We start from the raw sequence: 16,201 nt of genomic DNA on the forward strand, positions 1-16,201 counted from the left end.
CACCTCCGCGACACGGACCCAGCAATGGAAGCAGCCGAACCCCCACACGAGGTGCACCCCACATGTCAGCCAAGCAATGGCGGACAGATGTCCAAGGTCTCCGGGCCGTTGCCGTAGGTCTGGTCGTCGCTGCCCACGCGGGCGTCCCGCACACCGAGGGCGGGTTCGTCGGCGTCGACGTCTTCTTCGTCCTCTCCGGCTTCCTGATCACCACCCTGCTGCTGCGCGAGGCCGACACATCAGGCACGGTCAGCATCCCGCAGTTCTACGCGCGCCGCGCCCGCCGGATCCTGCCGGCAGCCACTCTCGTGATCCTGGTCGTCCTGGCGTACGCCGCCTGGCAGCTGCCCACCACCCGGCTCACCGACGCGGCCGCTGACGGCACCTGGGCGGCGTTCTTCCTGGCCAACGTGCACTTCGCGGCCGAGGGGGTGCAGTACTTCCAGCCCAGCGAGCCATCGCCCTTCCAGCACTACTGGTCGCTCTCGGTGGAGGAGCAGTTCTACCTCGTCTGGCCGGTCCTGGCGCTCCTGCTCATCCCCAAGCTCGGGCGCAAGGGCTTCACGATCGTCGCCGCGGTGATCGCGGTCGCGAGCCTGGCCTGGTCGATCCATGCCACCGGCGAGAACCCGACAGCCGCCTACTTCTCCACCCCGGCCCGCGCCTACGAGCTCGCCGCCGGCGCGCTGCTGGCCTGCTGGGGCGGCCGGCTCAAGGGAGCCGCCAGCGTCGCCGCCGGACTCGGCGGAGCCGCGGCGATCCTCATCTCCACGGTCGCGTTCAGCGAGGCCACCCCGTTCCCGGGCTGGCAGGCGCTGGTGCCCACCCTCGGCACGGTCGCGCTGCTCGCCTCCGGCGCCAACGCCCCGACCGCGAGGCTGCTCGCGATCCGCCCGCTGCGCTACGTCGGCGACATCTCCTACTCCCTCTACCTGTGGCACTGGCCGCTGATCGTGCTCGCCCCTGAGTTCCTCCATCTCGGCAACGCTGCGCTCGAGATGACGGTCGCGGTCGCCGCCGCGCTGCTCCTCTCCGTGCTGAGTCACCGCTTCATCGAGCTCCCGTTCCAGCGCAAGCAGGTGCCCGTGCTCTCCCACGGGCTGCGCTCGCTGGCCCTGTGGCCGGCAGCGCTCGTGCTGGCGGTCGGCAGCGGCTGGCTGACGACCGGCTATGCCGCGTACGCCGAGAAGGAGCGGGCCGCCGAGGCACAGGCGTGGTTCGCGGCCAACGAGGTCCCCGACACCGCCGCCGAGACTGGCGGGCCGCCGCAGGTGCAGCGCGAGCTCCGCGCCGCCCTCGACATCGCCGACCGCGGGGGCCCGATCCCGCCGGCCGTGCTCGGCGAGGAGATCACCGAGGACCGGTGGCAGAAGACGTACGGCGACTGCTACGCCAACTACGGAGACACCCGCGGCGCCGACTGCACCCTCGGCGACACCGACGCGAAGAAGACCGTCGCCGTCGTCGGCGACTCCCACGCAGGTATGTGGCTGACCGCCTTCGACGACCTCGGCAAGGAGAACGGCTTCCGGGTCGTGCCGGTCGTGAAGGTCGGCTGCGCCCCTTACCCGGTCCAGCACCGCGGCAAGAAGATGACCCAGGCCGAGTGCGACGACTTCCGCGACTGGTCTGCGGACCAGCTCGAGCGCCTTGACCCCGACACGATCGTCTCGACGGCTCGCGGCCAGCTCTTCATGCCGAAGACATACGACGGGATGGACCGTGACGAGCAGTGGTCGCAGGCGGTTCGCAGCACCGTGAAGGCGTATCGGGAGATCTCCCGCAGGGTCGTCGTCCTCGGCGACGTACCCGCCGTCGACCACAACCCCGCCGACTGCATCAGCGCCCCCGACGCCGACCAGAGCTCCTGCCTCAGCGACCGCGACTCGCGCGAGACCAGCAGCAACGAGCTCACCGAGGCGGCGCTGGAAGGCACCAAGGCGGCGTACGTCGACACCCAGCGGTTCGTTTGCGCCGAGGACCGCTGCCCGCTGGTCGTGGGGGAGAAGGTCACCTATTACGACAGCTCGCACCTGACCGAGTCGTGGGTCCGCCACGTCACGCCGCGGCTCGGCGTCATCCTCGCGCCGCTGATCTGACGCAAATTTAACTGGGACGCGCATTTCGGGATTTGCCTTTGCGTGCATCTTTGTGGCTTAATTGTGGGCAGACGTTGCAAAACGTTTCATGCGCAGCCCTGGACCCGTGGGGGAGTCCGGGGCTGTTGCTATTTCCTGGGTCGTCTGCCCTGTCGTCCTTCAGGCAATCGGGCTCTTTTCGCCGTGCGATTCGAATAGCCTTCACTAGACTCCGCGCGATCGGATCGATGCCCGCTAGGAGACTCGGATGGCGCAACACCCGGACCTGTCGTCCGCCAAGCCGTGGGCATTGACGTCGGTGGTGGGCGCCGTGACGATGGCAGCGCTCGCCTACCTCCAGTCCGTCTTCCAAGGTCAGGCCGGGATCTTCGCCGTCGTCGCGGGCATCGGCTGCGTCGTCGTCGCGGTCGTGCTCAACGCGCTGCTCGCCTGGGACGCGGCGAGGAAGCGCGCCATCCCGGCCACGTCAGCGGCCCTGATGATGACCGCAGCGGTCTATGACAAGGCTGAGGAGCTCGTCGGCTACGCGTTCCCGGTGACCAAGCGCCACCTGATGACCTCGGCGGCCGTCGTCCTCGCGGCGAGCGAGGCGACGACGGTCACCGACGGGATGTTCGTGCGGGTCCACTGGAAGTTTCCGGCGGAGTCTCGCGACGTCGCCGTGACCGCGCTGCCCGGTGGCTATGCGCTGCTCACCCTGATGCCCGAGGACAAGCTGCCCCGGCAGGTGAAGAGTGCCTCGCTGGTCCGGCGACACGTCGAGAACGCGTTGGTCGTCGCCGAGGCCTGGCACGGGGACGGCAACCGTGAGCTCGGCGGACGTGCGCACGCGGTGGGCGAGCACAACCGAGTCGTCAACCTCGACGCCGAGAAGACCGCGACCGGCGAGGAGTTGATCGGTGCGCCGCTGCTGCAGACGGGCAACCGGAAGGTCGTCGGACTGCTCGACGGCACCGACGACCGCGGTCCGCGCTACCTGCCGTTGACCCGCGACAAGGCGCGGGCCCTGGTGGGCGGTGCCTCCTGGTGGCGCAGCACCGGGTGGCTGGTCCCGGTCGCGGTCGCCGCGGTGATCGCCCTGCTGGCGGCGGTCCAGCCGATCCTCGGCTCCGGCGGTGGTGGTCTGGTTCCGGCAGCAGCCTGCGAAGGAGACGCGACCAGGCTGAGCGTCGTGGTCAGCACCGAGAAGGACGGTCTCATCGATCAGCTGGCCACCGACTTCAACGAGGAGTACCGAGGCGATGACGGCGCGTGCGCCGATGTCGAGGTGTTCGGAGTCAACTCGGGTGACGCCGCCGAGGCGATCGCCACCGGCTGGGCCGCGGCCCCCGACGACCGGCTGGAGTGCGCGGTCGACGACCCGGATGACTGCGAGGTCGTCGAGGCGCGCAAGCCGGACCTCTGGCTGCCGACGGAGTCGGTCTGGCCGGAGCTCCTGGGTGCGGGCGAGCTCGGTGAGGACGGCGGCGACGAGCTGGCCGACAACGACGGCGAGTGGACTTCGGTCGCCTCCTCCGTCCTGTCGATCCTGATGCCCGCAGCGAGGCGGGAGAAGCTCTCGGGCTCGCCCGACTGGGACGAGCTCCTCACCAAGGCCGCCGGTGGTGAGTTGTCGATCGCTATCGACGACCCGATCGGCTCGACCTCGGGGATGGCGACCTCGGTGGCCCTCAACGAGGCGCTGGTCGCCGACCACGACGAGGAGGACGCGGTCGGGCTGCTGCGCGACGCGATCGCCTCGGTGCCCGACGAGCTGGCCGGCGAGGACATCACCCGGCTGATGAACCGCGTCTACCAGAACCCGGACCTCCTCGCCCAGATGGATGCCGTGGTGGCCCAGGAGCAGACCGCGTACCTCTACAACTGCCAGGACCCGCTCGGCTCCGACGACTTCTCCTGCCGCGACACGGTGGACGATGACCGCCGGATGGTCGCGGTGAGCCCGGACGACACGATCTATGCGTTCGACCACCCCGCGGTCCCGATGGCCTCCCTCGACTCCGACGAGGCCAAACGGTCGGTGTCGGAGGCCTTCGTCGACTACCTGAGGACGAAGAAGGCGCAGAAGGAGTTTCGTGCCTGGGGGTTCCGAGCCGCTGGTGAGCCGGAGAAGGTCACCGATCAGCTCCGGGAGGTGATCGACGCCGACGACGTCGAGACCGTGACCCCATGGCCGGAACCGAAGACGGTCAACCAGTGGCGGCACCAGTGGCAGAACGTACGCCTTCCCGTACGCGTGCTGCTCTCCGTCGACACCTCGGGCTCGATGGAGCAGATCGACGGTCAGGACCGCCGTGTCCGCCTCGACGGCTTCACCGACGCCTGCACCGAGGAGACGACCGACAACCCGACGTACCTCCAGGTTGCGAAGAGCGCGGCGCTCAACGCCATCGGCGAGCTCAAGGACGGCCGCGACTCAGTGGGCCTGGACTGGTTCCCGCCTGCCGGGAAGGACACCTCCACCGAGATCAAGCCACTGAGCAGTACGACCCGTGCGCAGCTCGAGCGCGAGATCTGTGACCTGAGGGCCTTGGGCGAGACGCCGTTGTACGACGCGATCCGCGACGCGAGCGCCTCGATCGACGCCTCCGAGACCGAGGTCTCGGACCGTACCGTGATCGTCCTCCTCTCCGATGGTGGCCAGAACCCGCCGCAGAGCCTCGACGCCCTGATGGACGAGATCGGCGGCGAAGGCGCGATCCCGGTCATCGCCGTCGGGATCGGGGACCAGGCACCCATCGGCGTGCTCGGCAGGCTGACGGAGGAGACCGGGGGAGCGCTGCGCAACCTGAGCGAGCCCGCGGACGTGGCCAACCTCGACCGCGTCCTGGTCGACGTCTTCCAGGGGCTTGCCGGGAAAGTCTCCTGACGGGGCCTACCGCTTGGCGCCTTCTCAGCCTCTGCTGGGAAGATGGGCGGGTGAATGAGCAGCGACCACGCGACGTGGTGATCCTCGGCTCCACCGGGTCCATCGGCACCCAGGCCCTCGACCTGGTGCGGGCCAACCCGGACCGGTTCCGGGTCGTGGCTTTGACCGCGGGCGGGGCCAACAAGGAGCTGTTCGAGGCACAGGTGGCCGAGTTCGCGCCCAAGCTCTCCGGGCTGGGGGAGGAAGCCTCGGTCGAGGCCGCCGCCCAGGCCGCCGACGTGGTGCTCAACGGGATCACCGGCGCCGTCGGTCTCCGCCCGACTTTGGCCGCGCTGGAGGCGGGCAACACGCTCGCCCTGGCCAACAAGGAGTCGCTGATCATCGGCGGCCCGCTGGTCAAGCGGGTGGTCTCGACAAGCTCGACCTCCGGCGGAACGATCGTCCCCGTCGACTCCGAGCACTCCGCGATCGCCCAGAGCCTGCGCGCCGGCCGCGCCGAGGAGGTACGCAAGCTGGTGCTGACCGCGTCCGGAGGGCCGTTCCGCGGCCGCACCCGCGACGAGCTCGCCCAGGTCACCCCGGCGCAGGCGCTCAAGCACCCCAACTTCGCGATGGGGCGGGTGATCACGACCAACTCCGCCACCCTGGTCAACAAGGGTCTCGAGGTCATCGAGGCGCATCTGCTCTTCGACGTACCCTTCGACCGGATCGAGGTCGTCGTCCATCCGCAGCAGTACATCCACTCGATGGTCGAGTTCACCGATGGCGCGGTGGTCGCCCAGCTCGGGCTGCCCACGATGCTGGTGCCGATCTCGATGGGGATGGCCTGGCCCGATCGGGTGCCGGACGCCGAGACGCCGATCGACTGGACCAAGGCCGCCGACTGGCGCTTCGAGCCGCTCGACGACTCGGCGTTCCCTGCGGTGCGCCTCGCCCGCGAGGCCGGCACCCGCGGCGGCACCCACCCCGCGGTCTACAACGCGGCCAACGAGGTCTGCGTGGACGCCTTCCACGACGGCCGGATCCCGTTCCCCGGCATCGTGGACACGATTGCGGAGGTGATGGCGCGGCATCACGGCGTACGCTCTGAAAGCACCCTCACCATCGAGGACGTGCTCGCCGCCGACGCCTGGGCGCGCGAGGAGACCACTCGGATCCTGGAGACCCGTCCATGAGCTATTTGCTCTACACCTTGGCCGTGATCGGCTTCATTCTCGCGATCCTGGTCTCGATCGGGCTCCACGAGCTCGGCCACATGATCCCGGCGAAGGCGTTCGGCGGGAAGGTGACCCAGTACTTCATCGGCTTCGGGCCGACGGTGTGGTCCAAGCAGGTCGGCGAGACCGAGTACGGCCTCAAGGCGATCCCGCTCGGTGGCTACGTCAAGATCCTCGGGATGCTGCCGCCCGGTGCCGACCAGCTGGGGGAGCGCACCGAGGACGGTGCGCTCAAGGTGCGCAAGTCCAACACCGGCATGTTCACCCAGCTGATCAGCGACGCGCGCTCGGCCGAGTGGGAGCTGATCCGTCCCGAGGACGAGCCGCGGCTGTTCTACAAGATGTCGTGGTGGAAGAAGGTCATCGTGATGGCCGGCGGGCCCACGGTGAACATCGCGATCGCGTTCTTCGTGCTGTGGGGCGTCTTCGGGATCTACGGGGTCCGCGAGAACGTCGTCGACAAGGGACATCCGGTCGTCTCGAGCCTGCAGGAGTGCCTGCTGACCTGGGAGGACCAGGGCCGCGAGTGCCGCGCGAGCGACAAGCCGACCCCGGCCGCCGACGCCGGACTCAAGCCCGGCGACGAGCTGGTCTCGTTCAACGGCACCGAGCTGACCTCGTGGGCGGTCGCCCAGGAGCTGATCCGCGACAACATGGACGGCGAGGCCACCATCGTCATCGAGCGCGACGGTGAGCGGATGACGCTGCACACCCAGACGGTCGTGCAGGAGCGGGTCAAGGACCTCGACGACACCAGCGCCGACCCGGAGACCGCGAAGGTCGGCTTCTTCGGGATGTCTCCCGAGTCGCACGTGGTCACCACCAAGGAGGGGCCGGTCTATGCGCTGAAGGAGATGGGTGTGATGGCGGAGAACGCCGTCCACTCGCTGCTGAGGCTGCCGGTCAAGGTCTGGCACGTCGCGCTCGCGATCGTCGGTGTCGAGGAGCGCTCGGCCGACAGCCCGGTCAGCATCGTCGGCGGCGGCCGCATCGCCGGTGAGATCGCGGCCCACGAGGGCCTCGACGTCGGCGAGAAGGTCGCCAGCTTCGCGTTCCTGGTCGGTGGGTTCAACCTGTTCATCGGCATCTTCAACTTCGTCCCGCTCCTGCCCCTCGACGGCGGTCACATCGCGACCGCGCTGTGGGAGGGCATACGCCGCGCCTTCGCCAAGGTCTTCCGGCGGCCCGACCCGGGCCATGCCGACCCGGCGAAGCTGCTGCCGGTGGCGTACGTCGTGGCCTCGGCGCTCCTGGTGATGGGTGTTGTCCTGATCGTCGCCGACCTCGTCGTCCCACTTCATCTCCAAGCCTGACCCGCCCGTAAGATTGGTAGACATGACGTCGATCCCCCTCGGTATGCCGGAGGCACCCGCCCCGGTGCTCGCCCCTCGCCGCAAGACCCGCCAGATCAAGGTCGGCTCGGTGGGCGTGGGCAGCGAGAGCCCCATCTCCGTACAGTCGATGACGACGACGCTCACCTCCGACGTCAACTCCACGCTGCAGCAGATCGCCGAGCTCACCGCGTCGGGCTGCGACATCGTCCGGGTGGCCTGCCCGAGCCAGGACGACGCCGACGCGCTGCCCGCGATCGCGAAGAAGTCGCAGATCCCGGTGATCGCCGACATCCACTTCCAGCCGAAGTACGTCTTCGCCGCCATCGAGGCCGGCTGCGCGGCGGTCCGGGTCAACCCGGGCAACATCCGCAAGTTCGACGACCAGGTCAAGGAGATCGCTGCGGCCGCGAAGGACCACGGCACCTCGATCCGGATCGGCGTCAACGCGGGCTCGCTCGACAAGCGGCTGCTGGAGAAGTACGGCAAGGCCACCCCCGAAGCGCTGGTCGAGTCGGCGATCTGGGAGGCCTCGCTCTTCGAGGAGCACGGCTTCAACGACTTCAAGATCTCGGTCAAGCACAACGACCCGGTCGTGATGGTGCGCGCCTACGAGCTGCTCGCCGAGGCCGGCGACTGGCCGCTCCACCTCGGCGTCACCGAGGCCGGCCCGGCCTTCCAGGGCACGATCAAGTCCTCGGTCGCCTTCGGCCACCTGCTCAGCCAGGGCATCGGAGACACCATCCGCGTCTCGCTCTCCGCGCCGCCGGTCGAGGAGGTCAAGGTCGGCATCCAGATCCTGGAGTCGCTCAACCTCAAGCCGCGCCGCCTCGAGATCGTCTCCTGCCCGTCCTGCGGCCGCGCCCAGGTGGACGTCTACACGCTCGCCGAGCAGGTCACCGCGGGTCTCGACGGCCTCGAGGTCCCGCTGCGCGTCGCGGTCATGGGCTGCGTCGTCAACGGCCCCGGTGAGGCCCGCGAGGCCGACCTCGGCGTCGCCTCCGGCAACGGCAAGGGCCAGATCTTCGTCAAGGGCGAGGTCATCAAGACCGTCCCCGAGGCCGCCATCGTCGAGACCCTGATCGAGGAGGCGATGAAGATCGCCGAGGGCATGGAGCCTGTCGAGGGCGCTGGCGCGCAGGTCTCGGTCAGCGGCTGATCAACCAGCTAGTCGTACTGATCGAAGGTACGCCGAAGCGCAGCGATCAAGCCGTCGTCGATGACGTACGCCGCGTCGAGACGGACGTCCGCGTCAGCGACGGTGCCGCGTGCGCCGACGTCGGCACGCTCGAAGATGCTGACGCAGCGCCGGGTTGCGAGACCCGCGTGCGTCCGCAGCAGGTTGGCAGTGCGGGGAATCAGCGTGCCCATGACAAGGTCGTCGACGAGCAGTGCCTCGTGCCCCTCGGTGAAGGTGCCCTCGACCGGGAACCCGAAACGTGGCCGACTGAAGGTGCGCACCATCAAGAACGGAACGCCGCACAGTTCGGCAACTCGGCTGGTGACCAGTGTGTTGCCCTCCCGCGGGGTGGCGATGACCGTCTTTGCGGCCTCGAGCCGGCCGACCGCGTGCTCGACCTGTCCAGCGAGGAACTGGGCGAGGGTCTCTCGGTTCCGTGGATCGCACGATGCGGTGTGCAGGTCGAGGTAGACCCCGATGGAGGTTTGCTCATGATGGCCGATCAGGACCGGCTCCCGCGCGATGTACACGTGCCTGGATGCGATCTCCCGCACTGCGTCGTCCGTGATCGGGGCCAACGCGGCCAGGGCGATCTCCGGCGCAAGGCGGCCGATCGTGTTCGGGACGGCCGGCGGAGCCGATGCGTGCTCGATGACCGGTGCCGGTGGGCGTGGTCGAGGCTGCTCACCGCGCGTGGCTGCCTCGGCAGCCTCCCAACGTCGGTCCCATTCCTGAGCCCATTCGCCGATCCAAGCTTGGCGCTGTCCGTCGTTCAACGAAGGCGGTGCGGCGGCACGCACGACGGCACGCAGGAGGTCACGTGGCACGAGGTTCGATTCGGCCGTTGCGGCGTACGCGCGACTGTGGCTGATGTTTGCGCGCTTCGCGATCTGCCCGATCCCTTGGCCTGTCCAGTTCCGCACCCAGGTACGTAGGTCCCGGTTGAGAGCGGCGGGGGCGTCGGGCTCCTCAGCCATCTCGTCCTCCCGGTCGGACCTGGTCGGTTCAGTTCCGGTCCTGGATCAGTCCTGCGCGGGTCCTGCTGGAGTCCCGCAAATGTATCGCCAGTCTCCGGACAGCGTGTCCGGTTCACTGAAAAGGCCCGGTCCATTCGGGCCGGGCCTTTCCCCTTATGCTCCGAGACGTCCCCCTGCGTACGTCTCGAAGATCTTGTGGTCTCACCAGTGCATCAGCCTCGAGACCACGCCGAGGAACCCGAGGTGGAGCAGTGCTCCGAGAGGGTCCGTGGCGATCAGGTGGCCCCAGGCGACCGCCGCCTGGCCCATCTGAATTCCGAGGGCCGTGGCGAACCCGTCCAAGCCGCCGTGGGTCCACAGGTGGACGACGACGAACCGGATGCCCGGCACGACCAGGAACAGGACGAGTGCGGCCTTGACCGGCAGGATCCAGGACAGCGAGCCGCTGCCGGTGGAGGTCAGGTTGCCGGTGCGCACCCAGCGAGTGCCGCTGCTGCCGTTGAAGCGGACCTTGGTGCGGCCTGCGGCGGTGGCGACGACGACACCGCGCTTTCCGGAGCGGGTGCCGCCGCGGGCCCGGACGGTTTCGCCAGGGCGCATGAAGTCACTGATCATGACAGCACTCCTTCCGTGAGGACGACGGACACGGACGAGGTGCCGGCGGCTGCCTCGCACTTGGGCGGCTCGGCGCTGAGCAGCTGGTTGAAGCCGAACACGACAAGAAGCGTGACGGCGAAGGTGGCGATGCTGAACTTGTGGTTCCTCATGGTCATCATCTCCTTCAGCGGTGGGGCCCGTAGGTGGGGCCGGCGCTGTCCCGGTGGGGACATCTCCACGGTGGCGGAGGCCACATCCGTCCCACCAGAGGGCGGGTGGGAGTGGGGACGAAGTAAAGACAGTCCCAGGTCAGTTGGGACGTTTCTGGGACAGAATTGGGACGCCTGCGAGATACTCTCAACCGCGAACGCGGGCGACTCGGCGAGGGGCAATGACCGACGAATCTCTCTCACCAGAGCAGTTCAACGGCGAATTGCGCGCCTGGGTCCGGCAGGTGACCGGAAAAGCTGACGGTGGCGCCGGTGTGGCGATGGCCCGGAGCACCTTCTACCGGCGTACGTCCGGCTCGAAGCTGATGCCGCTCGACGAGCTCATCCGCGTGGTCGGCGGGGCGGTGCCACGCACCCTCGACCCGGCCCATCGGGGCGAGTGGATCCGGAAGAACACCGGCATCTGGCAGGCGAAGTGGTGGAAGGCGTACGCCTGGCGTGGCGAGGGCACCGCGGTGCCCGGGCCCGTGCTGGAACCTGCCATACCGGCGGCACCGGCCGCCACCGGCTCGCGGCTGACCTTCCCGCGGGCTCGGGTGGCTGCGCTGGGCGGACTGACGACGGAGCAGCCCACGATCCCGCTCATCGAGGCGCTGGGCCGGTGGCTGGATGACCCCGACTCCAACCTCTTCTTCCTCACCGGCCCCTCCGGCTCGGGAAAGACGGTGGAGACCCGCGAGTGGACCGCCTCGCAGGAGCCGGTGCGCTACATCAGCCTGCGCGACGGCGCGGTCGACTACGGCGCTCTCGTCGACGAGGACCGTTCGCCGATCGTGATCGACGACTTCGACCTGATCTCCTCCAGCGCCGAGGAGCACGGCGTCACCCGCCCCGATCTGAGCGAGCTGCGCTCGGCCTTCGGCCGCGGTGGACGGTTCGTGGTGATCAGCAAGCGCAACCTGCAGACCGAGCGCGACGAGCTCGCCGAACAGCTGCGCAGCCCGGCCCGGCTGGAGGACCTCGGGGTCGAGTCGGCGATGGTCGTACGCGTCGAGCCGATCTCCCCGGTCGAGGTGCGCGCTCTCGGCGAAGAGCGCGGGGGCGATGAGAAGCTGAGCAATCTGGCCGCCGAGATGGAGCGCGGCGGCGGTTTCTTCCCGGCGACGCCGTTGGTCCTCAAGCAGCTCTACGCCTCCATCGAGGAAGGCGCTCCTGCTCCCCGGACGCTGTGGGACGGCTACACCGTCCACCTCAAGCACATCTGCGGGCAGCCCTGGGACCGGAAGAGCTCACGCATCCCCAGCAGGGTGAGGTTCCAGACCTACCGCGACATCGCCTGGGACCTGTTCACCGGGATGGACGAACCGGGCTCGCAGGAGCAGGACCTGATCCCGGTCCCGCGCGTCTCGGAGTGGCTCTTCGCCAACCTGCAGCGTGATCTCGACATCACCAGGCAACGTGACTTCCTGACGTACGAATGGATCGCCGACCTGCTCGACCACCCCGAGGTCTTCGGGGTGAGCGGGCGGACCAAGGACTCGGTGGAGTCCGCCGAGTTCGCCCACGAGACCTTCTACCGCTACTTCGTGGCCGAGAGCATCCGCGACCGGCTGCGCGACGGACGCGCGATGGCGCTCGACGGTGCCCGCTTCGTCCACATGCACCTCGGCGGGATGGTGATGAGCTTCCTCAAGGCCGGGTTCCAGCCCGGAGACCTGGATGCCGTGGCCCGGCTGAGCGTACGCGAGAGCCTGTCCTGGATGGACCGGCTGATCTGTCTCTACCTGACCGAGGAGCGCGAGGACTACGGCGATCTCCTCGGCCAGGCGCCGGAGCGCTACTGGGACGAGCTGGAGTTCGTGCTGGAGGCCTTCGAGTCGCTGTTCCTGCGGAAGGCGGCGATGTATCAGTTGATCCTGCGCGGTCGGGTACCGGTCGACGGCTACCTCCAGATCCTCGACCGTGAAGAGGATCCACGGACCGTCGGCCGAGAGCGCGACGCGCTCCGCGTGGACACCGACATCACCGAGGCGCTGGTCCGTAGGCTGGATCACCCGGTGCTCACGCCGGCGATTCCGATAACCGCATATCGGCTCGGGCAAATGGGTGATATCTCTTGCCTGAGCCATCTTGAAGCTCTCACTGGTCTGCCGCCCAGCCACGAGGAAGTGGTGAGGACGGCGATCCAACGGATCAAGGAGCGCCATGAGCACACTGCCTGAGTCGCCGGGCGCACAGCCTCGGCCACCAGTGCTTGTCCTCGGAGCCACCGGCGACCTCGGCAGCGCCGTTACGCGCCGGCTGAGCGCCGAAGGCACCCCTGTGATCGTGCACGGCTACAGCCGCACCACCGAGCTCGCCTACCTCGCCGACGAGACCGGTGCGGTCGCGCGGGTGGAGGGTGACCTGACCACCGACGACGGTGTGGACGCCCTGGCCGAGACGCTCGCCGCGTTCGAGACCCTGTCGGGGCTCATCAACTGCTCCGGCATCAACCCCAGCCCCGACACGGTCGCCGAGATCGACCGGTCCGAGTGGCAGCACACCCTCGATCTCAACCTGACCTCGGTGTGGCGCACGGCCTCGCTCGCGCTGCCGAAGCTTCGGGCGGCCAGGTCCGGGGCGGTCGTCCTGGTCAGTTCCGTCTTCGGGATCCGTACGCCGTCACGACGGGCCGCCTACGGCGTGTCCAAGCACGCGCTGACGGGCCTCGCCCAGGCGATCGCGCAGGAGGAGGAGGGCATCGTCCGGGCCAACGTCGTCGCGCCCGGCCCGATGTGGAGCGAGTCGTCGCGGCAGGTCTTCGTCAAGCACGCCCGCAAGGAGGGGGTGACGGTCGATCAGTACATCTCCTACCGGGCCGCGCGCATCCCCGGACACCGGTTCGTCACCGCCGACGCCGTCGCGAAGGTCTGCGTCTTCCTCGCCTCCGACATGGCCAGCGCCATCAACGGCCAGTGTGTCGTCGCAGACGGCGGCGAGTACTGACCCCGCGGCGCGAAATCTGCAATTTACCCGAGATGCAACTGATGCGCCGCCGGGCTGTTTAGGCTTCGCCTAGCGCCTCCACACGTCTTTGTTTCCCCTCTTCAGACTGGCGACAACGTTGACCAATTTCTGGCTTGCCATCGATCACGCAGACGATGCGCTGTTCCGCACCCCGGACTCCTCCGACATCCGGCCCGACATCCTCGATCTGGTGGCCGACACCCCCCGTTGGGGCATCGTCGTGCGTCCCACGCAGGGCCACGGCGACGTACGCCGCGAGCTCGCCTGCGCCGGGCTCCCGGACATCGAGACCGTCGATGAGCTCGTCGTCCCGTCGAGATCGACGGACGCGGTGAAGGTCGGGTTCGACGACCACCAGACCGAGTGCGCGCGGATGGCCCTCGACATCCTGGAGAGTCTCCCTGGCTATGACCGGGTCTTCCTCGAGCCGTACTGCACGACGCCGGGCTGCCTCGAGGATCTGGCCGCCCTCGCCACGCGGTCACGGTGCGGCGGCATCGTGCTCAAGCTCAAGGTCAACGACGATGGCCTGGAGAGCATCGAGCGTGCCGACCTCGGACGAGCCTCCTGGGTCGCGCGGTCCGACGGGATGGACTGGGACGACTTCAGCGATCGTCTGCCGCGGGTCAAAGCGCTCGGCGCCGGCGGCGTGATGGTGGGCCGGGCGGTCTGGGGAGACACCGGCGAGGCCGGCCAGGACGTACGTCTCAAGACCATCCGCGAGCGAATGCACACGATCGAACGCGTCTTTGGCTGACTCGGTCCGCGAGCCGCAGGGCGACGTACAACCGGATTGGCCCTAGGCTCGGTGACATGCTGACGACGCGCCAGGGGATCCGCCCGCTGCACGCGGGTGATCTCAGCGCGTTCCTCGACCTGACCGCGCAGGATCCGGTGGTCAACGTGTTCGCGGAGTACCGGGCGCGCACCACCAACCTCGAGCCGCGCTGGCTCGGCGGTGAGATCTGGGGCCGATGGGACGGCGGCGACCTGGTCGCGGCCTGTCATGTCGGCGCCAACCTGGTCCCCATCCAGGCCACCGAGGAGGATGCGTACGCCTTCGGCGAGCGGGCCCGCAGCCGGGTCCGCACGGTCTCGACGGTCGTCGGGCGGCAGGCCGCGGTGCGGGCGCTGTGGGGCTCGATCGGCGAGTCCTGGGGCACGCCGCGCGACCAGCGCTGGGAGCAGCCTCATCTCGAGCAGCAGCTGCAGAGTCTCGTCGAGCCGGACCCGTTCGTACGCCGCACCGTCCGCGCCGACATGGACGCCCTCTATCCGGCGTGCGTGGCGATGTACACCGAGGAGGTCGGGATCTCGCCGGAGACCGGCGGCGGCCGCGACCTCTACCGTGCCCGGGTGCTCCAGCTGATCTCGCGCGGGTGGTCCTTCGCCCGGATCGAGGACGACGAGGTCGTCTTCAAGGCCGAGGTCGCCTGCGCGACCCCCGAAGCCGCCCAGATCCAAGGGGTCTGGGTACCCGAGCACCGCCGCGGCGAGGGCCTCGCCGCCCGCGGGATGGCCGCGGTCTGCGACATCGTCCGCAGCGAGATCGCTCCGCGCGTCTCGCTCTACGTCAACGAGTGGAACGCCCCCGCGCGCCGCGCCTACGAGCGGGCCGGCTTCCTCGAGACGGCCCGCTTCTCCACCATCATGTTCTGATCTGGCTCTGTTCTAGGAGTACGCCCGCCAAGCTCGCTCGCAGTCGGTGGCCTCGCAGCGCACCAGCCAGGGCGTGCCGCTGCTCGGGTGGGACCGCATCAGGATCCGGGTGTTGGTCTCCCAGCCGTACATCCACAGCCCGTTGGGGTTGCGGTAGGTGGTGAGCAACGTGCCGCGGAGGCTGCGGCGGCGGACCACGTCGGCGTGGTTCTCGTGCTCGATCGCGTTGGTCGCGAAGCGGGCGCCGTCGGGTGAGAACGACGCGACTGCCTCGAAGCACCCGCGCCAGAGAGTCGTCGCGGGCGCGGTGACGGTCGAGACCACCGAACAGGCGTCGAGGTTCGACGGGTCCTTCGTGTACGTGGCCAGCCGGTTGGTGGCGAAGCTGCCCGCGTACGCCGCCCGGGAGGCGATCGTCTTGACCGTGCTGGCCTTCCAGTCCCACACCAGGGTGCGCGGGGTGCTGTAGGCGCCGAGGAGCACACGGGTGCCGCTCACGTCGATCGGATCGGGCCTGGTGGCTGCCCTGAAGGTGTGGCGGGCGACGACCGCGCCGGTGGTGGCGCTGCGAACCTGGGCCTGGATTCCGCCGCTGCTCAGGGTGGCCGTCTTGAGCAGGTAGCGGCCGTCGGCCGACAGCCTGGCCTTGTCCGCGTAGTACATGTCGGTGAGGGACCTCTGCGCGACATCGAGCTGCACCCGGATGATCCGGTCGATGTTGCGGTTGCGGACCCGCAGCACGAACCCGCTGGCTGAGCGGCCCAGAAGGGCGAACTCGTCGAGGTCGTCGCCGACGAGGGCGACCGGCGTCTTCATGCCGGTCGCCGGGTCGACCACCGAGACCGACTCGGACGACGGACGGTGCAGGTAGGGAACGGTCGGGCTGTCGCCGATGGGCAGCGGAAGGGGACGTACGTCGACGGTCGGAGCCGCCGCAGAAGCCGGTGTCGTCAGCGAGACCGGGAGCATGAGAGCAACGAGGATGGCCGTGGCCAGTGCCGGGATTCGGATACGTCTCATGGAGGGACGACGTGTGCGGGAGGGGGTCGGTTGCAACACGCTCCTAACCGGTTCGCGGGACCGGTCCGGTGCG

At 68.9% G+C, this 16,201-nt stretch carries 13 protein-coding genes; 9 read left to right on the plus strand and 4 right to left on the minus strand.

What is annotated here, in order from left to right; all coding sequences use genetic code 11:
- The first annotated feature begins 62 nt into the window (after positions 1-62).
- The 5 genes from OG801_RS24150 to ispG all read left to right on the plus strand — a co-directional run bounded on the left by OG801_RS24150 (position 63) and on the right by ispG (position 8,675).
- Positions 63-2,099: an acyltransferase family protein gene (locus OG801_RS24150; protein WP_406031694.1), complete on the plus strand. Its 2,037-nt coding sequence runs from the start codon at positions 63-65 to the stop codon at positions 2,097-2,099.
- 247 nt (positions 2,100-2,346) lie between these two features.
- Positions 2,347-4,968, plus strand: a complete 2,622-nt coding sequence (locus OG801_RS24155; RefSeq protein WP_406031695.1) for a substrate-binding and vWA domain-containing protein — start codon at positions 2,347-2,349, stop codon at positions 4,966-4,968.
- A gap of 50 nt (positions 4,969-5,018) precedes the next feature.
- Positions 5,019-6,143 (plus strand): 1-deoxy-D-xylulose-5-phosphate reductoisomerase, encoded by a 1,125-nt coding sequence (gene dxr / locus OG801_RS24160; protein WP_355018030.1) that lies wholly within the window; start codon positions 5,019-5,021, stop codon positions 6,141-6,143.
- Entirely contained in the window at positions 6,140-7,498 is a 1,359-nt protein-coding gene (locus OG801_RS24165) for a M50 family metallopeptidase (RefSeq protein ID WP_406031696.1), read from the plus strand. Before dxr ends, OG801_RS24165 begins: the two co-directional genes overlap by 4 nt.
- Positions 7,499-7,520: 22 nt before the next feature.
- Positions 7,521-8,675 (plus strand): flavodoxin-dependent (E)-4-hydroxy-3-methylbut-2-enyl-diphosphate synthase, encoded by a 1,155-nt coding sequence (ispG, locus tag OG801_RS24170; protein ID WP_355018028.1) that lies wholly within the window; start codon positions 7,521-7,523, stop codon positions 8,673-8,675.
- 8 nt (positions 8,676-8,683) lie between these two features.
- On the opposite strand, the gene OG801_RS24175 is transcribed toward ispG, so the two are convergent.
- The 3 genes from OG801_RS24175 to OG801_RS24185 all read right to left on the minus strand — a co-directional run bounded on the left by OG801_RS24175 (position 8,684) and on the right by OG801_RS24185 (position 10,440).
- Positions 8,684-9,523, minus strand: coding sequence for a hypothetical protein (locus OG801_RS24175; RefSeq protein WP_406031697.1), 840 nt, complete (start codon positions 9,521-9,523; stop codon positions 8,684-8,686).
- 351 nt (positions 9,524-9,874) lie between these two features.
- Positions 9,875-10,288 carry a hypothetical protein gene (locus tag OG801_RS24180; protein ID WP_406031698.1) on the minus strand — a complete coding sequence of 138 codons (414 nt, stop codon included), beginning with the start codon at positions 10,286-10,288 and terminating at the stop codon, positions 9,875-9,877.
- Positions 10,285-10,440 carry a hypothetical protein gene (locus tag OG801_RS24185; protein WP_355018025.1) on the minus strand — a complete coding sequence of 52 codons (156 nt, stop codon included), beginning with the start codon at positions 10,438-10,440 and terminating at the stop codon, positions 10,285-10,287. The genes OG801_RS24180 and OG801_RS24185 overlap by 4 nt, the downstream gene beginning before the upstream one ends.
- Before the next feature lie 221 nt (positions 10,441-10,661).
- On the opposite strand from OG801_RS24185, the gene OG801_RS24190 reads away from it, so the two are divergent.
- The 4 genes from OG801_RS24190 (at position 10,662) to OG801_RS24205 (ending at position 15,108) form a co-directional block, all read left to right on the plus strand.
- Positions 10,662-12,662, plus strand: a complete 2,001-nt coding sequence (locus OG801_RS24190) for a hypothetical protein (protein ID WP_406031699.1) — start codon at positions 10,662-10,664, stop codon at positions 12,660-12,662.
- Entirely contained in the window at positions 12,646-13,428 is a 783-nt protein-coding gene (locus tag OG801_RS24195) for an SDR family NAD(P)-dependent oxidoreductase (protein WP_406031700.1), read from the plus strand. Before OG801_RS24190 ends, OG801_RS24195 begins: the two co-directional genes overlap by 17 nt.
- 118 nt (positions 13,429-13,546) lie before the next feature.
- A complete protein-coding gene (locus OG801_RS24200; protein WP_406031701.1) occupies positions 13,547-14,206 on the plus strand; it encodes a hypothetical protein in 660 nt (219 codons plus the stop codon).
- A gap of 56 nt (positions 14,207-14,262) precedes the next feature.
- Positions 14,263-15,108 (plus strand): GNAT family N-acetyltransferase, encoded by an 846-nt coding sequence (locus OG801_RS24205; RefSeq protein ID WP_406031702.1) that lies wholly within the window; start codon positions 14,263-14,265, stop codon positions 15,106-15,108.
- A gap of 12 nt (positions 15,109-15,120) precedes the next feature.
- Here OG801_RS24205 and OG801_RS24210 read toward each other — a convergent pair whose 3' ends face one another.
- Complete coding sequence (locus OG801_RS24210; RefSeq protein WP_406031703.1) at positions 15,121-16,128, minus strand: hypothetical protein; 1,008 nt, start codon at positions 16,126-16,128, stop codon at positions 15,121-15,123.
- Positions 16,129-16,201 lie beyond the last annotated feature (73 nt).

The organism is Nocardioides sp. NBC_00163 (assembly GCF_045206295.1).
In the GTDB taxonomy this organism is placed as follows: Bacteria; Actinomycetota; Actinomycetes; order Propionibacteriales; family Nocardioidaceae; genus Nocardioides.